The following is a 23,873-nucleotide window of genomic DNA, read 5'->3' as shown; positions in this document are numbered from 1 at the left end:
CAGTGGGTGTCGCCTATGTGCCGCTCCCGAAATGGGCTGCTGTTGTCCCGACGCAGAGAGCAAAGATGGTCCATAAAATGAATGTCGTCATTCCGTAGTTAATCAGAGTTCTCGCGCGAGTGTGTCATTCGGCCTGCAATATTGGCTCTGACGCATATTCGATGATCGTGTTTGTTTTTATGGCGCGCCAATCAGCCTAGCCTGAAGGAGATCGAGCTTAGCGCGCCCGTACATTTGCCGTTTGACCAGCTTGAGCTTGGTGATCTGAGCTTCCACTTGGCCATTGGACCATGGTTGCGTGATAGCCGCGTGCACCGCGCCCTTATCGTTGGCAATGCCGTTCGCGAACGAGCCAATGAGGCTCTGCTTGGATTCATCTATCCAAGGTTCGAGCTCGATCTCGGCCCTCTTTCGGATCATCGCGTGGAAGCGGCCAACGAGAGCGTGGGCATCGGCCAGCATAGGAACGCTTTGTTCAATAGCGGCAACCGTGACGGTCTCGGCCTTAGTTAGGTGGTCGCGCCTCGTCGTCATCAACTGCGCTATCGTCCTGGCGGCGGGGACCTTCTGCAATTGTTGACGGCTGATAGTCTCGGCGCGTCGCCGTCGCGTGGCCCATTCCGCCACCACGCGCAGCGATCCCTTAAAGCCTTGCCCTCTCAAACGGCGCCAGAGTTCGGCACTGTTGCGACAGCCGCCTGACCACTGCGCGTCCCGCAGAAAAAGACGTTGTGTCGTAGACAACATATCCTGCCGGCTTCGTCCCGAATGCAGCCGTGTGACATCCGGGCCGCCCGCAGCGATCAGTTTTGGTTCAATCTTCAGATAATCCCATGGCCTGTCCGTTCCCGGGACGGCCGCATCAGCATTCACCTTGGCGATCGCATTGGCGATAGTCTTGCCGAGGACCGGGTCCACGATGCCAGTAGATACGACCATCACGGCGGACGCCTTGTTCATTTCGGCGAGCCAGTAAAACTCATCACGCTCGGTCTGTGCGAAGGCGGATGAGCTGCAAACAGCAAGCCAGAGGACGCTGAGGAAGATCAGGAGGAAAGGATTCATAGTACATGCCCTTCGTACCCGACCGAAGCAGGCGTTTCCTGCGGCCGCGTTCTGCACGATATCCAATTTACTTGCCGATCGCACTCAGGTGTCAAGACAGACCCGCCACCAGCGTGCGCTGCAGGTGTTTGGCCATAAGATCGGCCGCCTCCGCATAACGCCGCGCTTCCAAAACATCGAGCAGACGCAAATGCTCGCGCACGTGTCGCCGCATGCCGTCGCGGTTGGCGAAACTGCGATAAGCGAACAGCCGGCGGATCGAATTCACGCGCTTGAGCGCTTCAACGAAGAAGGGATTGCCGGCACCGCGGATGATTTCTTCGTGGAAGTCGCAGCCGGACTGATAGATCTCGCCGATCGTCATCTTCTCGAACTCGCCGTCTAAGATCCGTTGCTGGCGTTCCCGCAATCTCGTGATTACCTCGGGCGCCAGGGCATAATCGGGCTGCGCGATCGCAGCCGGTTCTATCACTGCGCGAAATGCCGCCGCCTGGAACTGCGCTTCGGGGCTGGAGACCGTTTCCGCAAAGCGCCAGCCGTAGCCAGGCAGGCGCGCGATCCAGCCTTCGGCCGCGATGCGGTCGAGCAACCGCTGCAGCTCGGCCCGGCTCAGATCATAGCGGCGCATCAGCTCGGCCTCGGTCACGTCTGCCGGTAGCCGGCTCGCGAGTACGTCGCCTGCAATCGTCGCATAGATCTGCTCGGCGCGCCTGACGGCCGCGAGCGCCGGTTGGGCTGCGCCGCTGGTCGGATTCTTCGCCAGCACGAAGCCGCGGTTCGGCTCGCCGCGCGCCAGCCCCGCCGCTTCCAGAGCCTTCAGGCCGAGCCGGATCGGAGCGCGCGAAAGATCCAGCGCGTCCGCAAGCCTTTGTTCAATCAACCGATCGCCGGCCTTCATGCCCTCGCGCCGAGCAAGCGCCATGATCAGGCCAGCGAGATGTTCGGCTCGCTCGGCACCACCGTTTCGGACGGCGCGCAGTCGGGAACTGTCGGACGTCATTGCAGTGCACACACGTTTTAGAGCTTGACACAATGTCTCACAAATTGTTCTTTAACGCAATAATATACAATCAAGCAGGGAGATCCCGATGGCGCGCGAGCCTGAAGTCCATATTTGCGAAGCCGCTCCCCGCGATGGCCTCCAGAACCTGGACATGTTCGTTCCCACCGAAACCAAATGCGCGTTGATCGACATGATCGCCGCCGCTGGTGTGCGCGAGATCGATGCCGGATCATTCGTGCCGCCCAAGGTCGTGCCACAATTCGCCGATGTCGATGCGGTGATGGCGCACGCACTCGCGCACAAGACCGCGGCCATCGGTGCACTCGTGCCGAACGTGAAGGGCGCCGAACGCGCCATTGCCGCTGGCGTCGACGCCATCTACTTCGTCATCTCCGCCAGCGAGACGCACAACCGCGCCAATGTGCGCCGCTCGATCGAAGAGCAGCTCGAGGGGTTTCGCGCGGTCCGCGCCGCGATCGACGCTCAGCCCGTGGACCGCCGGCCGCACCTGATGGGTGCGATCTCCACCTCCTTCGGCTGCTCGTTGGAAGGCGAGGTCAGCGAAGCGGCCGTGTGCCGGGTCGCGCGCGCCTTTGCCGAGGCCGGTACCGACGAGATCGGGCTCGCCGACACCGTCGGCTACGCCACTCCGAAACTGACCAGGCAGATCGTCGAAGCCGTCAGGCGCGAAGTCGGATCGCAGATGACGCTGCGGCTGCATCTGCACGACACGCTCGGTGCTGGCCTCGCCAATGCCGTCGCCGGTCTCGAAGCGGGGATCCGGCGTTTCGACGCCGCGGTATCCGGCCTCGGCGGCTGCCCCTTTGCTCCCGGTGCGCGCGGCAACATCGTCACCGAGGATCTCGTGTTCATGCTGGAGCGCATGGGCCTCTCCACCGGCATCGACCTCGACCGCCTGATGCAAACGCGCGCGATTCTCGCCCGCCATATCCCGGCAAAACATCTGACCGGGCATCTGCACGAGGCCGGCATTCCCAAGGTCCTGCGGAGAGCGGCGTGACGGCGGCTGCGCACCAGGCGGCATCGGATCTTCGTCCGCTCGCCGGCATTCGCGTCATCGAGTTCAGCCAGATGGTGATGGGGCCGAGTTGCGGCCTGATCCTCGCCGATCTTGGCGCCGACGTGATCAAGGTCGAGCCGCCCAAGGGCGACCGCACCCGCTATTTCAAGGGGGCCGCCGCCGGCTTCTTCGCCACCTATAGCCGCAACAAGCGCAGCATCGCGCTGGATACATCGACCGCGGAAGGCCAGAACGTCGCGCGGCGGCTGATCGAGAGCAGCGACGTCCTGATCGAGAACTTCCGGCCGGGCCTGCTGAAGCGGATCGGTCTCGACTACGAGTCGGTCGCCGCTTTTGCGGCACACCTGATCTACTGCTCGCTGAAGGGCTACCTGCCGGGCCCTTACGAGAATCGTCTCGCGCTCGATGAGGTCGTGCAGATGATGGGTGGTCTTGCCTACATGACCGGCCTGCCGGGGCGGCCGATGCGCGCCGGCGCCTCGGTCAACGACATCATGGGCGGCATGTTCGGCGTGATCGCGATCCAGGCTGCGCTGGCCGAACGGCAGCGCACCGGCCGGGGCCGCTACATCCAGAGTGCGCTGTACGAGAACAACGTGTTCCTGATGGCGCAGGCCATGATGTGCGAGGTGGTCAGCGGCCAGCCCTCGATTCCCTATTCGATCAAGGACAGCCCGTGGCCGGTCTACGATCTGTTCGACACCAGGGACGGCTCGAAGCTATTCGTCACCATCGTGGGCGAAGAACAGTGGGAGGCGTTCTGTCGGGCCTTCGATTGTGAAGGCTGGCTGAATGATCCGCGCTTTGCCACGAGCAACGGCCGCGTCGATCACCGCAGCTGGCTGATTCCCGAGATCGCAAAGATATTCAAGCAATGGGACAAGGCCGATCTCGCCGCGCGCCTGGAGCAGCTCGAGCTGCCCTATGCGCCCGTGAACAAGCCCGGCGATCTCTTCGACGATCCGCATCTCAACCAGTCGGGCGGGCTGACCAACATTCATTTGCCTGACGGCCGCGTGGCAAAAACGCCGCTATTGCCGATCTCCATGGAAGGTCGCCGTCTGCCCAACCGCTACAATCCCCCTCAGATCGGCGAGCACAGCCGCGAGATCCTGAGCGAGATCGGCATGTCGCCGAATGAGATCGAAACGCTGCGACAAGCAGGGACGATCAAGGCCGCGCCGTCCTAATCGATCGGCGCCATCGAACAAGAATCAAGGGAGGAGGAGCACATGAGCATTACCAGGCGACAGGCGTTGATCGCGGGCTCCGCATGGGCCGGCGCATCGCTGCTGCCGGGGCAGTCGCGCGCCGAGCCCAAGCAGGTCTCGCTCGCGTTCGGGCCGGTCTCGCCGGTCTACGCCATCGGAATGATCGCGGAGCTCAAGGGGTACTTCAAAGACGAAGGACTCGATTCCAAGCTCGTCACCGGCAATGCCGGCACATTCGGTCGTCAGACGCTGGCGGCTGGGCAGGCAACGTTCGCCCATGGCGATGCTAGCCATCCGCTCCAGCTCGGTGCGCGCGGCAAGCCCTGCAAGATCCTGCTCGCGACCGAGATGGTGTGTTCCTACGCCAACATCATGGTCCGGCAGGACCTCTACGAAAGCGGCATCAATTCGGTCGAGAAGCTCGCCGAATACAAGCGGGCGGACGGCGCCAAGCCGATCGTCGCCGCGACCGCGATCGGGTCGGGCACCTGCGTGTTCGGCACCTATGTGTTCGAAGCGCGGGAGCTGGGCGGCAAGGTGAACTGGGTCGCGGGTGGCGGGCCCAATACGATGTTTCCTTCGCTTCAGACCAAGCAGTTCGACGCCATCATGGCGCCGCCGAGCTGGATCGTCGAGGTCGAGAAGAAGGGCTTTGGCAGGACGATTTACGACGCGTCGAAACCCGGCGTGTTCGAGAAGGATTTCGGCGGCACGCTGCCCGTGCTCGTGATCTACACGCTCCAGGACACGGTCGAGCAGGACAAGGCAATGGTGCAGGCCTATGTCAACGCGATCCACCGCGCGATGGCTTTCGTGAAAGCAGCGCCGCTCGCAGACGTGCAGGCACTGGTCACGCCAAAATATTTCTCCGGCATCGATCCCGATGCGGTCAGCGCCGAGCTCGGCTTCGACAAGTCGACCTGGGCCTATGACGGCATCATCGACAAGCCCTCCTTCGAACGCGGGGCCAAACCCTGGTACCGCAAGGGGACCGACATTCCGGAGACCAAATATGAGGATGTCGTCGACATGAGCTTTCTCCAGGCGGCTAGAGCGAAATACAAATGACGCCCGCACTCAGCCCGGGCCTGGCGCGCGCGAGAGACGACGATGACACGGCGGCGGCGCGCACGCGCATCGCCGTGCAAGGTCTCGCAAAACGCTTCAACGCGAGCGGCCGCGAGTTCGTGGCGGTCGATGACGTTTCCTTCGAAGTCAAGCCGGGCGAGTTTGTCGCGCTGCTCGGTCCGTCCGGCTGCGGCAAGAGCACCATCCTCAACATGGTCGCGGGGCTGTTGCCGCGCTCGGGCGGACGCATCCTGATTGATCAGGACACGGTCGAGACCGGCAAGGTCAACCCCAGGGTTGGCTATGTCTTCCAGCGCGACACGCTGTTTCCCTGGCGAACAGTGGAGCAAAACATCGGCTACGGGCTGGAGATCGCGGGACTGCCGAAAGCCGAGCGCGCCGGGCGCGTCGCATCGGCCGTCGAGAAGGCCGGTCTTTCCGGCTTTGCGCAGAGCTTTCCGCGCATGCTGTCCGGCGGCATGCGCCAGCGCGTCGCCTTGATGCGCACGCTGATCCTTGAGCCCGAGATCCTGCTCATGGACGAACCGTTCGGCGCGCTCGACACCCACACCAAGCTCGAGATGCACAAGACGCTGCTGGAGATCTGGGAGCGCGAGCGGCAGACTGTTCTATTCGTGACGCATGATCTCGGCGAAGCCTTGACGCTGGCGAGTCGCATCATCCTGCTCTCGGCCCGGCCCGGGCGGCTCAAGGAAGATTTCGACGTCACGATCCCGCGGCCGCGTGATCCTGTGGCCGTGCGCGAGACTGCCGAATTCGGCCGTCTCTACTCTCACATCTGGCATTCACTCGGCGAAGAATTCCGCCGCACCAGGGCCGACTGACCATGTCCAGCAGCCGTACCGTCATCCTGTTCTGGCAACTGGCCATCCTCGCATTGGTTCTCGTTGTCTGGCAGTGGGGCTTTGAATGGAGCAAGGCGCTGTTGCCAAAGGCCTATGTGCCGAAAATCCTCGATCCGTATTTCGTAGCTAAGCCATCGTTGATCTGGCAGAGCTTCCTGCGGCTTGGCTGCTTTGCCGATTCCGCCGGCTTCACCGCCTGCATCAAGGGCAACGACAACAATCTATGGCTCGCCACGCTCGTCACGCTGAAGAACACATGGTGGGGGTTTCTTTTCGGTTCAGCGAGCGGAATCGCGGCTGGCCTGGTCCTCGGCCGTTCGGACTTCCTTGCCCGCGTATTCGGCCCCTACATCGTGGCGCTCAACTCGATACCGCGCATCGCGCTGGTGCCGCTCGTCATCCTGATCTTCGGCCTCGGTGATCTCTCCAAGATTGCCACTGCCTGGCTGGTCGTGTTCTTCGTGGTGTTCTTCAACACGTTCGAGGGAACCCGCGCGGTTGATCGAGACCAGATCGCCGCCGCCCGGCTGCTGGGGGCCGGCGAGTTCACCGTGCTGCGCACCGTTGTGATCCCCTCTGCACTCGCCTGGGTGTTCGCTTCGCTCCTGCCGGCGGTCTCTTTCGCGCTGATCGGCGTCATCGTCGGCGAGTTCATCGGCGCCGAACGCGGGCTCGGCAAGCTCATCATCGAAGCCGAAGCACGCGCCAACGCCAGCGAGATGATGGTAGCCATCTTCGTCATGATGTTCGTCGGGATTCTGCTTGCGGTCGCCGTGCGCTCGCTGCAGTCCTACCTCTTGCGATGGCAGCCGCAATTCGAGCCTTCGGCATAATGCCAATCGATAACCGGCATAGACTCTACGAGCTTAGCAAGGCTGTTGAAGAATACAGCTGCGCTCGCAAACGAAGTCTGAATCGTCGCCGTTATATACGGCCGACGAGCCTGGCAGCGGTGCCGATCAGCGCGGCGGACGGGTCACGTTCCGACGGCTTCAGGATGAATGTGCTTTCGCAGGCGAGCGCGACCGGCTGGCGCATGCCGCCTGAAGGGGACGATGGTTTGGAAATCTCGAGGCTACGCCGGGCAAAGGTCGCCAATCGACCGCTGAGCTCCCGACGCCGGCGTGCGCTCATGTGGCAATGGCCTGGTCGAAAAAAAACGAGGGCCGATGGCCCTCGCAGTTTGGGAGAACAGACAAACGCGGTACCCGGGCGCCATCATGACATGGTTGGCATGACGAATTCCGCCCCGGCTCGTATCCCGGTTGGCCAGCGGCTTGTCACTGTCTTCATTCGCGTGTTGAAGCGGACGCCTTCCGGTCCATGCATGTGATGATCGCCGAAGATTGACGCTTTCCATCCACCGAAGGAGTGGAAGGCCATCGGGACCGGAATCGGAACGTTGATGCCGACCATGCCGACCTTGATCTGGTGAGCAAATTGACGCGCAGCATCGCCGTCACGTGTGAAGATCGATGTACCGTTGCCGAATTTGTGTTCATTGATCAGGCGCGCGGCCGTTTGGTAGTCCGGCGCTCGCACCACCGACAGCACGGGCCCAAAGATCTCCTCTCTGTAGATCTTCATGCTGGGCTTGACCTGGTCGAACAAGGTCCCGCCCATGAAGAAGCCGTTCTCATAGCCCTGCATGTTGAACTTGCGTCCGTCCACGAGCAGCTTCGCACCATCCGCGACGCCCGCATCAATGTAGCTCCGGACCTTCTCAAGATGCTGCTTCGTGACAAGAGGGCCCATCTCAGCTTCGGGATCGGTACCCGGCCCGACCTTCAGCCCGCGGACCTTCGGCTCCAAGGCGGAGATCAGCTTATCTGCCGTCTTCTCGCCGACCGGTACGGCAACAGAAATCGCCATGCAGCGTTCGCCGGCGGAGCCGTAAGCGGCGCCTATCAGCGCATCGACCGCCTGGTCCATATCGGCATCGGGCATCACGATCATGTGGTTCTTGGCGCCACCAAGCGCCTGGCAACGTTTTCCGTTGTTCGCGGCGGTCGAATAGATGTACTGCGCGATGGGCGTGGACCCTACGAAGCTGATCGCCGATACGTCCGGATGATGCAGCAGCGCGTCGACGGCCTCTTTATCACCCTGCACCACATTGAAGACGCCATCCGGCAGGCCGGCTTCCTTGAGCCATTCCGCCATGACCAGCGAGGCGGACGGGTCACGTTCCGACGGCTTCAGGATGAACGTGTTTCCGCAGGCTAGCGCGACCGGAAACATCCACATCGGGACCATGACCGGAAAGTTGAAGGGCGTGATTCCGGCGACTACCCCGAGCGGCTGGCGCGTGGAATAGCTGTCGACGCGAGTCCCGACATTCTCGGTAAGCTCGCCCTTGAGCAGTTGCGGCGCAGCCGTCGCAAACTCGACCACTTCCATCCCGCGTTGAACTTCCCCGAGGGCGTCGGAACGAACCTTACCGTGCTCCGATACGATCACGTCGGCGAGCTGTCCTGCGCGATCTTCAAGAATCCGCAGAAAGCGATTTAGCACGCGAGCCCGTCGCAGTGGCGTCGTATCGGCCCAGCCCTGCGCTGCCCGGTTGGCCGCAGCCACCGCGTCCGCCACATCGGTCGCGTTGGCGGCCGCGACAGATCCCGTCTGCTCGCCCGAGGCCGGGTTGAAGACAGGCAACCTCCGTTCCGTACCGCCCGGCACCCGCTTGCCATTGATGAAATGATTTATCTGCGTAACCACGAGCAGTCTCCTTGTACGTTCCGATACGCTCCTTAGGTCAGGCGGCTTTCATTCCCGCCATGTATTTTCCGATCACGCGCTTGTCGGCGCCGTCGGCCGCAACTTCATGGACGATGCGCCCCCCGCTCATGACGAGGATCCTGTCGACCAGGCCAAGCAGTTCGTCGAGGTCTTCAGAGATCAGGAGCACCGCAGCGCCGCCGTTCCGTGCCTCCATGATCCGGCGGCAGGTCTCTTCGCAGGCAACGAAATCGAGTCCGAAGGTTGGATTGGACGCGATCAGCAATCGGACGTTTTGGGTGAGTTCTCGCGCAAGAACCGCCCGTTGCACGTTGCCTCCGGATAGCGCGCTCATGCTCGCCGTCAAGCCAGGGGCTTTGACACGAAATTGCTTCACGAGCTTCTCGGCCTGCTCCGTGAGCGCTCCGTAGTTCATCGCGATACCGCGACAGAGTGGCGCCCGATCGAAGTTGCGCAGGGCAAGGTTCTCCGCCAGCGACATCCGATCGATGCAGGCGTTCTTCAGCGGCTCCTGCGGCAACCCGTAGACGCCGAGGCGGGCAATTTCCCTTCGCCTACCGTTGAACGCGGCGCCGGATACGGCGATCGCTCCGCTGCGATCGCGCTGGCCCATCAAGGTCTCGACCAACTCCAACTGTCCGTTTCCGGATACGCCGGCAATCCCGACAATCTCGCCTTCGCGCACCGCGAGCGAGAGATCCTTCACGGCCGGAAGACCATTGTCCCCGTTCACGCAGAGGTCCTTGATGGAGAGGACAATGTTGGGCTTCGGCGGTGATTTCGGCGCGTGCTGCACCATCTTGCTGACGGGTTCGCCGATCATCGCTTCGGCGAGCGCATCGTCCGACAGGTCCGCAACGGCTCCCGTTCGCACTGACGCGCCGCGCCGCAGCACCGTCACGTCATCGGCGTATCGGCGGACCTCGTGAAACTTGTGGCTGATCAGAACGGCGCTGAGCTCTCCCGCCCGTGTCAGGCTGCGAACGTAGCCGAGCACCTCATCTGCCTCGGCCGGCGTGAGCACCGAAGTCGGCTCGTCCAGAATGAGAAGCTTGCGCCCGAGATAGAGCTGCTTGACAATCTCGGCCTTCTGCTTCTCGCCCGCAGAGAGCTGCGAGACGCGCACGTCGAGGGGAACGTGAAAGGGCAGTTTCTTCGTGACGTCCGCCAGCCGCTTCAGCTCGCTTTGCCAGTTGACATAGGCCGGCAATCTCGCGCCGCTGATAACGAGATTCTGCGCCACCGTCATGGACGGAACCAGCGTGAAATGCTGATATACCATACCGATGCCGAGCGCGTCGGCATCCTTCGGTGAGTTCAGCCTGTGCTCGCGCCCGTTGACCTGGATATGGCCATCATCCGGATGGTAGAAACCCACGAGGCATTTGACCAACGTGCTCTTTCCGGCGCCATTCTCCCCGAGCAGCGCATGGACAGTGCCCGACCGGATCAGCAGCGACACGTTGTTCAAAGCGAGATTCGCTCCGAAACGCTTCGTCATGTTCAACAGTTCGACTTGCGGAGCGGTCATCGGACGATCCTCAGGGGATGTATTCCTGTCACAGCGTTTCTCATCGGTGCAGCTTGAGTTCGCCGGGCGCATCGGCGAACGGAGCCGCGCGCGACGTCGAGGCCACCATGATCGCCAGCGTCAGGATGTAGGGAGCCGCGTTGAACAGGTAGTAATAGCCGGTGACGCCAACACCCTGCAGTGCCGGCCCGAGGGCGCCTGCACCGCCGAACAGAAGTGATGCGCCGAGGGCGTTGATGGAACGCCAACGCGCAAAGATGACGAGCGCCACCGCCATGATTCCCTGCCCGCTGGACAGACCCTCACTCCAGCTCCCGGGATATGAGAGCGACAGGAAGCTGCCACCGATACCTGCGAGGAAGCCGCCGGCCATCGTCGCCAGGATGCGCACCCGCAATACCGGAAAGCCAAGCGCGCGTGCCGCATCCTCGCTGTCTCCGACGGTGCGCAGCATCAGTCCCCAGCCAGTCCTGTTCAGGAAGATATAGACTGCAAAGGCCAATAGAATTCCGACAAAGAACAGCGCGTTCACGTCCAACGCTGCTCGCACTTGCGGCGTGCTCGACCAGAATCCGAGAGATATCGAAGCAAGCGCTGGCGCCTTGGGTTCGATCAAGGGTTTGCCGAAGAAGAACGCCAGGCCTGTGCCGAGCACGATGAGGCTGATACCGATCGCCGTATCGTTGACGCGCTTCACGCTGCAGAGGAGACCGTGCAGCAGGCCGAAAGCGGTTCCGGCCAGTCCCGCTGCGAGCACGCCGAGCCAGGGCGAACCAGAAAGATAGGAGACCCCGTATCCCGCCATGGCGCCCAGCATGAGCGTGCCTTCGAGACCCAGATTGATGCGCCCCGATTTTTCGGTGATGAGCTCACCGATGCTGACGAAGATGAAGGGCGTGGAGACACGGATCGCTCCTCCCAGAATTGCGAGTGGCAGCGTGAGCCAGCCGATTGATGTCACGTCCATGCCTTACCTCCGCGTGTTTTCTCGGAGTTGTTGCGCAATTGCATCCGCGACGAGGACGCAGACGAAGATCAAGCCCTGAAACACCAGCATCGTCGCGTCGGGAAGCTCGAGGCGCCGTTGCAGCAGGCTGGCGCTTGCCTGCATGCCGCCGATCAAGAGCGCGACTGCGACAATCGCAAGCGGCTGGTGGCGCGCCAGGAACGCGACAAGGATTCCGCTGTAGCCATAGCCGACGATGAGTGAGGAGTTGGCCGTCCCCTGCACGGCCGCCACTTCGATCGCGCCGGCAACTCCTGCCATTCCGCCCGCCACAAACGTCGCACCGATGACCCAGCGATTCACGGTCAGGCCGACCATCCTCGCGACCCTGGCGCTACCGCCGACCACGCGCAGCGCAAAGCCCCATCGTGTGTAGCGCAGCACGACGTGGGCGACGATGGCCAGCGCCAGGCTGACCGCAAGCCCAGCATGAACGCCAACGCCCCGCAGCATGGGCAACATGTAGGACGGATCGATCGGATGGGTCGACGGCTTGTCGAGGCTCGCGGGATCCCGGAGCAGGCCTTCCGTCAGATGGTGAAAAATCGCGATCCCTATGTAGGACAGGAGCAGGCTCGAGATCGTTTCATTCACACCGCGATATTGCCGGAGCACAGCGGCCAGACCGAACCAGAGTCCTCCGGAGAGCGCGCCTGCGGCCAACATGATGACTTGCATCGGAAGTGCGTGCGTCCCCGCAAACGGCAACGTCACGACGGCCCCAGCAAGTCCTCCGAGCACCAGAGCGCCCTCGCCGCCGATGATCACCAGCCCTGCCTGTGCGGGTATGGCAACGGCCAAGCCAACCAAGATCAACGGTGCGGCCCGCGATAAGGTATCCTGCCAGGCGAAGCTGCTGCCGAAGCCGCCTTGAACGATCAGGCCGAATACCGCGAAGGGGTTCTGCCCATACAGGGCAACGAAGGCCGCGAAGACCGCCGATGCGAGCAGCACCGCCAGGATGGGCAAGGCCACGCTGAGCTGGGCTGCGGTTCGCGGCTGGCCCGAAGGCACGGGCTCGACTCCCGAGATCGAAGACAAGCTCGCCTCCTAGACTTGGCCGATGATGCCTTCAACGAGGTAGTTGATACCGTCGAGCGCGCGGTCGTTGCTGCTCTGCATGACGCCGGCAGGAATGACGACGTTGCCCTTGTTGTCCTTGAGCGGGCCGCCGTAGATCACGAGCGTGCCGCCGATAAGGTCTGCTCGTGCCTTCTCGGCGCCCGCGCGGGCCTCGGGCGTGACGAGCTTTCCGAAAGGACTGTTCTTGACGAAATGGTCGGAGATGCCGGCACGCAAGTAATGCTCCGGCTTTTTGCCACCCCGGACGCTGCCGGCATACACAAGATATGGCGTGATCCAGTTCCACTCGGCTCCCGTGAGATAGCCGTTGGGAGCGACATCCGCCTGGCTCGAATGGTAGCCGCACGACATGACGCCGCGCTTCTCGGCCGTCTCTATCACCACCTTCGGGCTGTCCACCTGGGCCGCGATGACGTCGGCGCCCTGATCGACGAGCGTATTCGTCGCCTCTGCTTCGCGCACGGGAAGCACCCAATCGCCCGTGAAGATGACCTGCACCTGGATGGCCGGATCGACCGAACGGGCGCCGATCGCGAACGCGTTGATGCTTCGCAGAAGATTGGGCGTCGGCTTCGCGGCGACGAGGCCGAGCTTCTTGGTCTTGGTCATATGGCCCGCAATGATTCCCGAAATGTACTGCGCCTCGAAAATGTAGGCGTAGAATGTGCCGATGTTTTCGGGCATGCCCGCTGTCCAGACGCCGCCGGTGTGAGCGAAGGTGACATCCGGATATTTGGCCGCCATCTCCAGAACGTGAGGCTTGAAGTAGCCGAAGGACGTCGCCAGGATGAGCTGCGCGCCATCCTGGCGGATCATCCCTTCCATGCTGCGCTGGGCGGCGATCGTTTCGGGAACGCGCTCCTCTTCGACCACCTTGATGCCGGGTAGCTTCTTCAGCGCGGCTGCGGCCTGCGCATGAGACTGGTTGAAGCCATAATCCTGTTTTGAACCGGAATAGAGGATCCCGACCGTAAGGGGCGTTTCCGCCTGCGCAGCCTGAATATCGAGAATGAATGGTGCGGAGCCGGCAGCGGCCAGCATCTGAAGGAACGAGCGACGGTCGAAGGGTCTCAAGGTCATTTTTCTCTCCCTGGATGATCAGGCTATGACGAGGTTCGTTCGGCGGCAGAGAGCAGGCCTGGCGCCTCGCATGCGACGAGGTCTGCTTCCAGTTCTCTCCGTTCGGCGGCGGACAGGGGGGTGACGGGCGCGCGCACGGCGCCACCGGCTATGCCGACCAGATCGCACCAGTGCTTGACCGCCGCGTTCGGCATGTGACCGCGCTTCAGCGGGTCCATGATCCACTTGTTGAAGACGGCCCGTTGCGGTGCGAGTGACGCGCAGATGCGCGCCGCCTCTTCCGTTTGTCCGGACGCCAGCAGCGCCACGTAGTTCGCGATCGGACGAAAGTCCCCGCGTTGGTAAAGGTAGGGCTCAGGGTCGGCATACAGGATCGACTGACCTTCGCCCTGCATGTTGACGAAGAAGTTTTCTTCCAAAGGATCGGAGACGAGCACGCCATTGCGCGCGGCTTGGCGAAGCGCAGCGTTCTCGGCTGTAGTGCCGGTCGTCTTCAGCAGCTTGAGATTGGGCAGCGAACAAAGCTGCGTGAAAACGGCAGGATCCAACGGGCTGCCTGCAGCGGTTCGGGCGTTGAAGATGACGATCGGCATCTCCAGACGTGTGCAGATGTGGTGCAGATATTCGAACTGCTGCGCAGGGGATCGCGGCCCTGAGGTCGGGACCATCAGCACGGCGTGACTGACGCCGAGTCGACGCGCGTGCTCGCCAAGCTCGATGGTCTCTTCAACCGAAGGACCCGAGATCACCACCGAGATCCCGAGACGGCCTCCGGCCTCATCGGCGATCACTTCGACGACGCGCTGCCTTTCTTGCAGCGTGAGCGACCAGACCTCGCCGATCAGTCCATTGCAGAACACCCCCGCCAATCCGGTTGCGATGTAGTGCCGGACGTTCCGACGGATCCCGGCCTCGTCGATGGCGCCGGAGTCGTCGAACGGCGTGTGAATCGCCGCCCAGATTTCAGGGATTTCTCGCCCCATCACCATCATGGTCCCTCGCCCAATGATCCGTTTTATTATATTTATTATGATAAACCGGATTTGCATGAATATGCAGACCGTGGGAGAAGTGTCAATCGGCGACTCGAATCTTTTCTTCGGCGCGCTGCGCGATCCGTGGACGGATGTGCCGCCAACTTGCTGATCGCTCTGGAGATTTTCGAATGACGACGGAACTGGAAAAAATGCCGAAGCCTCCAGGCCGGCTGAAAATTCAAAAGCGCGCCGATCTCGTTACCGAGGAGATCAAGCAGTTGATCACGCAGAAGAATCTTCTCCCGGGAGCCAAACTTCCGATGGAAAAGGAGCTTCAGCGGCTGTTTTCGGTCAGCAAGAGCACCATCCGCGAGGCGCTAAAATCGCTTGAGGTCCAAGGACTGATCACGGTCAGCACCGGTCCTACCGGCGGCGCAACGATTATCGAGGTGCCACTCGCGCGCACGTTTCAACTGTTGCAGAACTATCTGTTCTTCAAGGAAGTCAGCATGGAGGACATCTATGCAGCGCGCCGATTGCTCGAGCCGGAACTGGCCGCCGGCTCGGTGCCATTTCTTTCCGACGAGCAGCTCGATGCGCTCGAGCACAACATCGAGACCTGCCAACCGACCTCGCAGGAGCCCTCTCTTCTGGTCCGCCAACGCCAGGCGGATCTGGATTTTCACGACATCCTGGCTGCAGCAAATCCCAATCCCTTCCTGCGCTTCGCATGTGAGCTGATCAACGAAATGCTCCGACGCCTGGTCGTCTTCAGCACGCAGACGCCTCCGGAAGAACACACGAAATTCGGGTGCGCCAACGTCAAGATTCATGCGGAGATCGCGAAAGCCGCTCGCGCGAGAGACAGCGAGCGCGTGCGTGCGCTCATGAAGGCGCATATGGAAGAGGCTTCCGAGTACGTGAAGCGTCTGGACGGCCGACTCGATGGACGACTGATCCTCGACTCGGAAATGGCGCCGCGCCCGCGACCGCTCTCCTAACGAGGTTTGCCGACCCAGCACGACCTGGTGAGTTCGCGCTTTTGGCACCTTGTCGAAGCGTTAGGCCGCCGTCTTGGTAATGGCTACAAGCGCGAACGCCCGTACGTCGGCGCTGTCGTGATCGCCGCGAGCGGGCGGATCTTTATGCTTGGCGGCGATCTCGATCTGTGCGCTGGCACCGCGCGCGAGCGATTGACGAGTTGACTGCGACGTACGATCGACGGCCATTATTTTGTGATCTAGCGTTTGACCAGCATCGATGCGCAGTGATCGCCACAGGCGCGGCGGTGGACTAAGCCTGCTCTACGCCGCCTACATTGCAGTGGCGGTCGATGATGCCCGCGGTCTGCACTCGACAACGGCGCTGAGCCTGACGACCGATGGCGGCAGCACTTGGTTCGTATCACGCATGCTTAGCAACGACGTGCGCAGGAGCGCCGCCTCGCAGATAGAACTAGGCGGTAGAGCAAGTCCGAACTTGTCTTGCTTCTGAGAGCCGCAGGCTGGACAGGTGAATGTAGCTCACCCATGCCTGCAAAGTTCTCATTTGTCGAAGAGTTCTGCGACAACGCAGACTAGCTCAAAATCAGAGCTAACAGCGTTTTTGGGGAGGATGCGTGCTTCAAGGAAGCCAAATCGCGTTCATTCGGGAAGCCCAGTCTGGCTGATGCAGACCTGGCCGAAAGATGCCTGAGCGGCAATTCTCGCCATAGATAAATGGATTTGCCCGCAGCATCGGTTCCGCCCGACCGAGCTCGCGCTGCGGGGCGATATCCGCACCTGCTGATCAGCCAAAAGTTCGCGTGAGAAGCGCTCCAAAGCCGCCTGCCGGTCTGCGGACGCCCAGGAGAGGAGGAAGATGGGATGAAGTTCAGGACGTTTCTCGGAGCGGCTGCTGTCCTAGCGCTCACTGGTGCCTCGGCGCCTGCCGCCGATAAGGATGCTGCCGACATCGCGGTCGAAGCAGCAAAGAAGTATGCGGGCACGACGATCAGCATCGTCTGGGAGGCCGGCCTCCAATCGCTCGACCCACTGAATTACTCGGGTCCCAAATGGGAGAAGCTCACCGGCATCAAGGTGAAAGTGGTCGAAGTGCCCACCGACCAGATGTTCACCAAGATCATGCAGGATTTCAAATCGGGCGCCGGAGCCTACGACGCGCTGAACGTCATTCCGTCCTGGATGCCTGATCTTGCGCGCGCCGGCGCGCTTGAGCCACTCGACAAGTATGTCGACAAATTCGGCTATCGCGACGAGTTGCAGGACATCGCGGCGGCCTACCGCGACAACCAGATGCAGTACGACGGGAAGATCTTCGGCTTTCCGGACGACGGCGACGTGATGCTGCTCTACTACCGCAAGGACCTCTTCGAGGATCCGAAGGTGAAGGAGGAGTTCAAGGCCAAGTTCGGCTACGAACTTGCACCGCCGAAGGACTGGAAGCAGTTCGACGAGATCGGTCAGTTCATCACCGACAAGATGGCGCCCAAGGTTTACGGCGCCGGCTTCTTCCGCACCGCGCCATATCCGCAATACATGTTCCAAGAGCGTTTCCGCATGGAGGGCGGCAAGTTCTTCAATGCGGAGACCATGAAGGCGACGGTGAATGGCGAAGTCGGCCTCAAGGTGTTCAAGGAAATGCTGGCGGAAAACAAGTTCATGCCGCCGGGCGTGGAGCAGTGGAATTTCGTCGACAATCTCGCGGCATTCCTCCAGGGCACGACCGCGATGACCATCTCCTGGCCGCCGTACGGACGCTGGGCTGCGGGCTACGGCTCGGGCGAAGAAGCGCTGAAGTGGGTGCCGAAATCGCAAGTCGCCGGCAAGGTCGGCTACGCGCTCACGCCTCTCGGCCGCCCCGAACTCGGCGTCGGCTTCGACTTGTCGGTGTCGGCCACCAGCAAGAACAAGGAGGCGGCCTATCTCTTCATCCAATGGCTGAACAGCAAGAAGACCAGTCTCGAGCGCGTCCAACTCCCCTACACGCTCCGCGATCCCTTCCGCCTCTCGCACTATGCGAGCGAGAAATACAGCGCGCTCTGGCCTGACGCCCCTGCCTATCTCGATACGATCAAGACATCCGGCGAGAAAGGCCTGCTCGATCTGTCCCTGCTGCAGCAGGACAAGTACGACGAAGCGATGACCAAGGCGATTTCGAGCCTCTGGGCTGGCGAAGATCCGAAGGCCATCCTCGACCGCATGGCGCAACAATTCGACGCCATCACCGACAAGGTCGGCGTCGACAATCAAAAGGCCGTCTACAAGGTCTGGGCGGCCAAGCCCGGCGCCTATCCCCAATAGCTGCTTTGGACACCGCATGGGAGGCATCGTCCTCCTATGCGGTGTCGTTTCCTGGACCCATGATGACGCTTTCCGCAAGTCTCAACGGTGCCGAGCAACGCCGCCCGAGCCGCCTCGGGCGCACGCTCGAGGATCGCCTGCCCTATCTCATCGTCGCACCGGCCATTCTGATCCTTCTCCTGGTCGGCTTGTTTCCCCTGATCTACTCGCTCATCGTGAGCTTCCAGCGCATCACGATGACCGAGAACGACACGTCCTTCGTTGGCCTCTTGAACTATGCGGAGCTGTTCAGGGATGCCCGCCTCTGGGCCTCGCTCGGCCACACCGTCATCATCACCGCGGTCGCCCTCCCCCTCGAGTTGCTGATCGGTTTCCTGATGGCGCAGCTCTTCATCGATCGCATGCCCGGACGCCAGCTCTTCGTCGCGCTGCTGGTGCTTCCGACTGTGATCTCTCCGATCGTCGCGGGAGCGACCTGGCGGCTGATGTTCGACGTCCGCTTCGGTCCAATCGGTGAGATCCTCAGCTTCATCGCCGGCGAGCCAGTGCGAATCCTTTGGACGGTCAATCCCGCCTACGTCTATCCCGCGATCATCATCTGCGAGGTCTGGCAGTGGTCACCGTTCATGTTCCTGCTGCTGCTCGCAGCCTTGTCGAACGTCGACCAATCGCAGCTCGAGGCTGCGGAAATCGATGGCGCATCATACTTTCGCGTCCTTCGTGCGATCGTTCTGCCGGCAATCGCTCCCGTTGTCGCTGTTGCCTGCTTGATCCGGGGCCTCGACCTTGTCCGTATCTTCGACATCATCTGGGCTCTTACCGAAGGCGGCCCGGGCTCGATGACCGAGACCATCTCGCTCTACACCTATGTGCAGGGCTTCTCGCAATTCGAGACCAGCTATACGGCCGCGATCTCGTTCCTGGTAATTGCGCTGCTTACGCTCATCACCACCCTGGTTCTCAAGCGCACGGACCTTGCGCGATGAGGGGCGGCAAGCTTCCGGCGAGAAAAGCTCGCATCCTGGCGCTTCGCTATCTCGGCGCCGGCGTCGTCACCCTGCTGTTCCTGTTTCCGGTCTACTGGCTATTCATGATTTCGTTCAAGACGCCGGACGAGATCTATCATGTGCCGCCCTTGTGGATCCCCGGTCAGATCCAGTTTTCGAACTATTACGTGTTGTTCAAGGACGGTGACGTCCTTGCCATCCTGAACAGTCTGATCCTCGCCGGCGTCAGTTCCGGCATCGCGATAGTCCTGGGGACGCTCTGTGCCTACAGCATCGCCCGCTTCGGCACCGGCGGCAAGAACCTCGCGATGTGGATCATTTCCCAACGCATGATCCCGCCGATCGCGGTCGTTTTCCCGATCTTCCTGATCTACGTCTATTTTGGTCTCGTCGACGGCTATTTCGGGCTGATCCTGCTCTACACGGCGTTCAATCTCCCATACGTCATCTGGATGATGCGCGGCTATATCGTCGACGTTCCGCTGGAGCTCGAGGAAAGCGCTCTCGTCGATGGCCTGAACCGATGGGAAGTGATCTGGAACGTCGTCTTTCCAATGGTGCGCGCGGGACTCATGGCGACGTCGGTCTTCACCTTCGTCTTCGCCTGGAATGACTTCCTCTTCGCGCTGGTTCTCACGCGCACTGAAGTCATCACGTTTCCCGTCATGCTGACGCACTACTTCGGCGGACAATCGAATTTCTGGGGAAAGATCGCGGCGATGTCCGTATTGGGGACCTTGCCGATCTTCGTCGCAGTCTCGGTGATGCAGCGCTATCTCGTGCGCGGCATCTCCTTGGGAGCAGTCAAGGGTTAGGGAGAGCGGAGTGGCTGATGTCAAGCTGTCCGGGGTACACAAATACTATGGCAACGTGCACGCGGTTCGAGGTGTCGATCTCACCATCGCCGACGGCGAATTCGCAGTTCTTGTAGGACCATCGGGCTGCGGCAAGAGCACGCTCTTACGAACAATAGCCGGTCTTGAAGACCCGGACGGCGGAACCATCACGATCGGTGGGGCGGTGGTCAACGATCTGCGCCCGCGCGAGCGCAACATCGCGATGGTATTTCAAAATTACGCGCTCTACCCCTATTTGACCGTCAACGACAACATCGCCTTCGGTCTGCGCGCCCGCAAGACTCCAGAGATCGAGATCAGGAAGCGGGTCAGCGAAGCCGCCGACATGCTCGGCATCGGAAATCTCCTTCAGCGCTTTCCGCGTCAGCTCTCCGGCGGACAGCGTCAGCGGGTCGCGATCGGACGCGCCATCGTCCGCAAGGCGGACCTGTTCCTCTTCGACGAACCGCTCTCGAACCTCGACGCTCAATTGCGCGACGAGATGCGGACCGAGATCAAGCGTCTGCATCACGAGATCACGACGACGATGATCTACGTCACCCACGATCAAGTCGAGGCTATGACGCTCGCTGACCGCATCGTGCTGCTCCGCGATGGAAAGATCGAGCAGCAAGGGGCCCCGCTTGAACTTTTCGAGCAGCCGCGTACGGGCTTTGTGGCCGGCTTCCTCGGGTCTCCGTCGATCAACCTCGTCCCGGCGACCTTCAAGACGAGCGGCGGCTGCGCCGCAGTTGTGTTTCAGTCCGGCGGTGCGCTGACGCTTCCGAGCGCAAGAGCCAAATTGCTCACAGGTGCGGATGGCCAAGAAGTTCTCGTCGGCATTCGACCCCAGCACTTCAGCCGGGCTGGCGGCGGACCTCTGCGCGACGGGGTGGTCTCCTATTCGGCCGTTGCCGATCTCATTCAGCCGACGGGGACCCGTACATTCACCACCATCAAGATCGGCGGCGTCGATGCGGTCGCGGAGCTGCAGGCTCATGACGTCAGCAGCCATGGCGAGCGGATCGACCTCGCCATCGACCTCAATCGCGTGGTGCTGATCGATCCGGCCAGCGGCCTGGTCATCTCGTAACGAGCGCCGGCAATCTGGAGAACGGGAGGAAAAAATGGCGTCGAGACTGTTTGCCACCGGAATTGGAGCTCCGGAGGGGCCGGTGTGCCTGCCCGATGGATCGATGTATGTGACCGAAATGTCCGCGTCGACCCTTTGCGTCACACGGCTTGATCCTCGCGGCAATCGCAGGGTGATCCGGACGACGGGCGGGCGTCCGAACGGGTTGACGACTGATGGCCATGGCCGGATCTGGATCGCGGAAGCAGGGCTCCGGGCGCTGATCTGCATCGACGAACGCGGAAACGAGATCCGACGCATGCAGGGCGAAGGTACGGACCGCTTCCTGTTTCCGAACGATCTCTGCTTCGGTCCGAATGGACTGCTCTACATGACAGACTCCGGCAGGGCGGCCGAAGATTTCATCAACGGCCAGGCCTTCGTCGACGGTTATATGGACCTTGATTGGGACGGCCGTGTGTATGAGATCGATCCGGCGGCCCTGAAGGTGCTACGCGTGCTCGATCGCAAGATCCGCTTCACCAACGGCATTGCTTTCGGTCCCGACGATTACCTCTATGCCAACGCATCCTTCACCGGCGAGATCTACCGATACGACGTGTTCGGCGAAGCCTCGCCTGAACGCGAGGTCTTCGGCAACGTGCTGCAACCGGATGCCAATCCCGATTTCAAGGGGCCCGACGGGATGGCCTTCGGCACGGATGGCCGCCTGTATTGCACGGTCTACAACCAGAAGAACGTCACGGTACTAGACCGACGGGGTGAAGTGGTGGACCGGCTGATCCTGGATGGGCCGCAGCCGACGAATTGTGCCTTCACGCTCGAGGGCAAGAAGCTACGCGTGACTGAAGTCGGCAAGGGGCAGGTCGAGGAGATCGATATGCCCTGCGAGGGCCTGCCGCTGCATCTGCCGAAGTTCGCCTAAGGGAGGGCCCCCGCGCGTAGCGGTCCACGAACACGCCCGCGGCTTTGTACGCTAAGATCGGTCGTGTGGTGGATCGACGACATCAGGCGCAATCCCAAAGAGTACCGTTCGACGCAGCGGTCTCAAAAATTCAATTCGCCTTTACCGCAACGCTTGAGCGGTTCGACAGAAACACCATCCTGAGCCCATCTCAGACATTTGACAGGTTGGCATCTTCGCGGGAGTATTTTCGAGTGCGTCCGGCTCTGCGCAACAGCAACACCGCTAGGAAGTGAAAACATGATATGCAGAAACAACGGCCACCCTGCTCGCGCAAGGCGGCTCCGATCGGCCGCTGCTTTCAGCCTGGCGCTTGGCGCGCTCGTTGTGCTGCTGACTGGCGGACCCTCAGTCGCCGGCGAGATATTTCAGGACAGCTGCCTGGGACTTGCTGATCGGACCATTCCAGCCGCATTGATCGGGCTTCCCAGCGGGAATGCCGTTGTCGCCTCTGCGAGTTTTGTCGCGGCAGCGGCGCAGGCGAAGACGCCCGCGACGCCCGCCTTCTGCAAGGTGTTGGGTACCATTGCCCCGGTTGATCCGACGGCGCAGCTGATCAATATCGAGCTCAATCTGCCGGCCGCCTGGAACGGCAAGCTGTTGCAGTATGGCGGCGGCGGCTACAATGGCAGCTTGATCACCGGTCTGGCGCCCCTCCGCGATGCAGCGCCCGACGATATCCTGCCGCTTGCGCGTGGCTATGCGACGGTCGGCACCGATTCCGGCCATCAGTCTTCGAGCTACCCTCGCGACTCGATCGGTAAGTTCGGTCTCAACGACGAAATGCTGACCAATTATGCTTATGCGTCCTACAAGAAGGTACGCGACGTCGCCGTAGTGCTTAGCGAAGTACTTTACCGCAAGCGGCCGGTGAGGATCTACTATTTCGGCGGTTCTGAAGGTGGCCGCGAAGGACTCACCATGGCCCAGCGCTTTCCGGTCGACTATGACGGCGTTGTCAGCGTCGTGCCGGTAGTGCAGCTGTCTATGCTGTTCCAGTCCTACATCCCGAACGTGCTGCCGCAGTTCGAGGGCGGCTGGCTCAATCAGGCAAAGACCGAGATGCTGGCAAAGTTCGTAATGGACGCTTGCGACGAGCTCGACGGCCTACGCGACGGTATCGTCAGCAATACATTTGCGTGCCAGCCCAAGGTGAACCTCGCCGCATTGCGCTGCCCCGGCGGAACAGATACGGGCGACAACTGCCTGTCGGACCCGCAGATCGCCTCCGTCCGCGCGGTGCATGCGCCGCATCCCTTCCAGTTCGCGATGGCGAACGGCATCACCGCCTATCCACAATGGCTCTATGGCAATGAGACGACACCCGACCCAGACAGATCGACCATGGCGCGCTGGGTTGTCGGCACGGCCCCGCCAAGCGAGCCACTTGATGTGGCCACGGCTTCGCAACACTGGATCTACGGCGCGAACGCCGTGCGCTTCATGATCGCGCGTGACGATAAGTTCGATGTGCAGAGCTATCGTCCGGAAAATTTTCGTGCCCGCGTCGAGGAAATCTCGAAGCTGCTCGATTCCACCAATCCAGATCTGTCGGCTTTCTTCGCCCATGGCGGCAAGCTCATCATGCGAGAGAATTTGGCCGACCTCGCGCAGAGCCCGCTCGCCGGTATCAACTATTTCCAGTCAGTCGTGGCCAAACTCGGTCAGACCACAGTCGATGCCTCTGCGCGCCTCTATCTTTCGCCTGGCTCGACCCACACCGGCAACGGCGCAACCGTACCGGACGGCACCGCGATCCCGACCATGGTCGATTTGCTCGACCCGCTCGACCACTGGGCCACCGACGGCATCGCGCCGGCCGACGCGCTGATCCAGACGGTGAAGGAAACCACGCCGCCCTTTGCTCTGAAGGCGTCCCGTCCGATGTGCCGCTACCCCAACTACCCACATTATGTCGGGGGCAATAGGAGCGTGGCAGAAAGTTACGACTGCAGAGAAACCGCACCATGAGAAGCAGCAGGGCCGACCGAGAAGCCTCC

At 61.6% G+C, this 23,873-nt stretch carries 21 protein-coding genes and 1 pseudogene; 12 read left to right on the top strand and 10 right to left on the bottom strand.

The genetic code is table 11. The features are described 5' to 3' along the window. Positions 1 to 177 precede the first annotated feature (177 nt). Both XI08_RS14790 and XI08_RS14785 read right to left on the bottom strand, forming a co-directional pair. Positions 178 to 762: pseudogene (locus tag XI08_RS14790) on the bottom strand (transposase); the annotation flags it as partial. A 394-nt stretch (positions 763 to 1,156) separates the two neighbouring features. Then, positions 1,157 to 2,065, bottom strand: coding sequence for a GntR family transcriptional regulator (locus XI08_RS14785; RefSeq protein WP_271574941.1), 909 nt, complete (start codon positions 2,063 to 2,065; stop codon positions 1,157 to 1,159). An 88-nt stretch (positions 2,066 to 2,153) separates the two neighbouring features. Here XI08_RS14785 and XI08_RS14780 point away from each other — a divergent pair, with 88 nt between their 5' ends. From XI08_RS14780 to XI08_RS14760, 5 genes are read left to right on the top strand one after another with little or no spacing between them, the layout of a single operon-like run. Beyond that, positions 2,154 to 3,089, top strand: coding sequence for a hydroxymethylglutaryl-CoA lyase (locus XI08_RS14780; RefSeq protein ID WP_271574940.1), 936 nt, complete (start codon positions 2,154 to 2,156; stop codon positions 3,087 to 3,089). After that, positions 3,086 to 4,300 carry a CaiB/BaiF CoA transferase family protein gene (locus tag XI08_RS14775; RefSeq protein WP_271574939.1) on the top strand — a complete coding sequence of 405 codons (1,215 nt, stop codon included), beginning with the start codon at positions 3,086 to 3,088 and terminating at the stop codon, positions 4,298 to 4,300. The genes XI08_RS14780 and XI08_RS14775 overlap by 4 nt, the downstream gene beginning before the upstream one ends. Positions 4,301 to 4,342: 42 nt before the next feature. Continuing rightward, entirely contained in the window at positions 4,343 to 5,389 is a 1,047-nt protein-coding gene (locus tag XI08_RS14770) for an ABC transporter substrate-binding protein (RefSeq protein ID WP_271574938.1), read from the top strand. Beyond that, entirely contained in the window at positions 5,386 to 6,234 is an 849-nt protein-coding gene (locus tag XI08_RS14765; RefSeq protein WP_271574937.1) for an ABC transporter ATP-binding protein, read from the top strand. The genes XI08_RS14770 and XI08_RS14765 overlap by 4 nt, the downstream gene beginning before the upstream one ends. 2 nt (positions 6,235 to 6,236) lie before the next feature. Next, complete coding sequence (locus tag XI08_RS14760) at positions 6,237 to 7,088, top strand: ABC transporter permease (RefSeq protein ID WP_271574936.1); 852 nt, start codon at positions 6,237 to 6,239, stop codon at positions 7,086 to 7,088. 91 nt (positions 7,089 to 7,179) lie between these two features. Here the strand turns inward: XI08_RS14760 and XI08_RS14755 are convergent, their stop codons facing one another. The 7 genes from XI08_RS14755 to XI08_RS14725 all read right to left on the bottom strand — a co-directional run bounded on the left by XI08_RS14755 (position 7,180) and on the right by XI08_RS14725 (position 14,686). Beyond that, positions 7,180 to 7,353 (bottom strand): hypothetical protein, encoded by a 174-nt coding sequence (locus XI08_RS14755; RefSeq protein WP_271574935.1) that lies wholly within the window; start codon positions 7,351 to 7,353, stop codon positions 7,180 to 7,182. A 120-nt stretch (positions 7,354 to 7,473) separates the two neighbouring features. After that, positions 7,474 to 8,973, bottom strand: coding sequence for a CoA-acylating methylmalonate-semialdehyde dehydrogenase (locus tag XI08_RS14750; protein WP_271574934.1), 1,500 nt, complete (start codon positions 8,971 to 8,973; stop codon positions 7,474 to 7,476). A gap of 37 nt (positions 8,974 to 9,010) precedes the next feature. Next, the gene (locus XI08_RS14745) at positions 9,011 to 10,525 is read right to left on the bottom strand and encodes an ABC transporter ATP-binding protein (RefSeq protein ID WP_271574933.1); all 1,515 of its coding nucleotides are present in this window, start codon (positions 10,523 to 10,525) and stop codon (positions 9,011 to 9,013) included. A gap of 40 nt (positions 10,526 to 10,565) precedes the next feature. Further along, positions 10,566 to 11,492 carry an ABC transporter permease gene (locus XI08_RS14740; protein ID WP_271574932.1) on the bottom strand — a complete coding sequence of 309 codons (927 nt, stop codon included), beginning with the start codon at positions 11,490 to 11,492 and terminating at the stop codon, positions 10,566 to 10,568. A gap of 3 nt (positions 11,493 to 11,495) precedes the next feature. Further along, entirely contained in the window at positions 11,496 to 12,506 is a 1,011-nt protein-coding gene (locus XI08_RS14735; RefSeq protein WP_271574931.1) for an ABC transporter permease, read from the bottom strand. 75 nt (positions 12,507 to 12,581) lie between these two features. Beyond that, on the bottom strand, positions 12,582 to 13,694 hold the full coding sequence (locus tag XI08_RS14730; protein WP_271574930.1) for a BMP family ABC transporter substrate-binding protein: 1,113 nt from the start codon (positions 13,692 to 13,694) through the stop codon (positions 12,582 to 12,584). Positions 13,695 to 13,717: 23 nt separating this feature from the next. Further along, complete coding sequence (locus tag XI08_RS14725; RefSeq protein ID WP_271574929.1) at positions 13,718 to 14,686, bottom strand: dihydrodipicolinate synthase family protein; 969 nt, start codon at positions 14,684 to 14,686, stop codon at positions 13,718 to 13,720. 173 nt (positions 14,687 to 14,859) lie between these two features. Between XI08_RS14725 and XI08_RS14720 the strand changes: the two genes are divergently transcribed. Beyond that, a complete protein-coding gene (locus XI08_RS14720) occupies positions 14,860 to 15,672 on the top strand; it encodes a FadR/GntR family transcriptional regulator (RefSeq protein ID WP_271554379.1) in 813 nt (270 codons plus the stop codon). Positions 15,673 to 15,732: 60 nt separating this feature from the next. Here the strand turns inward: XI08_RS14720 and XI08_RS14715 are convergent, their stop codons facing one another. Continuing rightward, positions 15,733 to 15,900 carry a hypothetical protein gene (locus tag XI08_RS14715; RefSeq protein ID WP_271574928.1) on the bottom strand — a complete coding sequence of 56 codons (168 nt, stop codon included), beginning with the start codon at positions 15,898 to 15,900 and terminating at the stop codon, positions 15,733 to 15,735. 636 nt (positions 15,901 to 16,536) lie between these two features. On the opposite strand from XI08_RS14715, the gene XI08_RS14710 reads away from it, so the two are divergent. From XI08_RS14710 to XI08_RS14685, 6 genes are all read left to right on the top strand, one after another. Further along, positions 16,537 to 17,973 carry an ABC transporter substrate-binding protein gene (locus XI08_RS14710; RefSeq protein WP_271574927.1) on the top strand — a complete coding sequence of 479 codons (1,437 nt, stop codon included), beginning with the start codon at positions 16,537 to 16,539 and terminating at the stop codon, positions 17,971 to 17,973. 62 nt (positions 17,974 to 18,035) lie between these two features. Continuing rightward, positions 18,036 to 18,959: a carbohydrate ABC transporter permease gene (locus XI08_RS14705; RefSeq protein ID WP_271574926.1), complete on the top strand. Its 924-nt coding sequence runs from the start codon at positions 18,036 to 18,038 to the stop codon at positions 18,957 to 18,959. Next, complete coding sequence (locus tag XI08_RS14700) at positions 18,956 to 19,795, top strand: carbohydrate ABC transporter permease (protein ID WP_271574925.1); 840 nt, start codon at positions 18,956 to 18,958, stop codon at positions 19,793 to 19,795. The genes XI08_RS14705 and XI08_RS14700 overlap by 4 nt, the downstream gene beginning before the upstream one ends. Before the next feature lie 10 nt (positions 19,796 to 19,805). Then, on the top strand, positions 19,806 to 20,909 hold the full coding sequence (locus tag XI08_RS14695; protein WP_271574924.1) for an ABC transporter ATP-binding protein: 1,104 nt from the start codon (positions 19,806 to 19,808) through the stop codon (positions 20,907 to 20,909). 34 nt (positions 20,910 to 20,943) lie between these two features. Continuing rightward, positions 20,944 to 21,834 (top strand): SMP-30/gluconolactonase/LRE family protein, encoded by an 891-nt coding sequence (locus tag XI08_RS14690; RefSeq protein WP_271574923.1) that lies wholly within the window; start codon positions 20,944 to 20,946, stop codon positions 21,832 to 21,834. A gap of 366 nt (positions 21,835 to 22,200) precedes the next feature. Then, a complete protein-coding gene (locus XI08_RS14685) occupies positions 22,201 to 23,844 on the top strand; it encodes a tannase/feruloyl esterase family alpha/beta hydrolase (protein ID WP_271574922.1) in 1,644 nt (547 codons plus the stop codon). Positions 23,845 to 23,873: the final 29 nt, after the last annotated feature.

Origin of the sequence: Bradyrhizobium sp. CCBAU 11361 (assembly GCF_028128935.1) — a bacterium.
Lineage (GTDB): Bacteria > Pseudomonadota > Alphaproteobacteria > Rhizobiales > Xanthobacteraceae > Bradyrhizobium > Bradyrhizobium niftali.
This window is presented reverse-complemented; position numbering and strand designations above follow the sequence as displayed.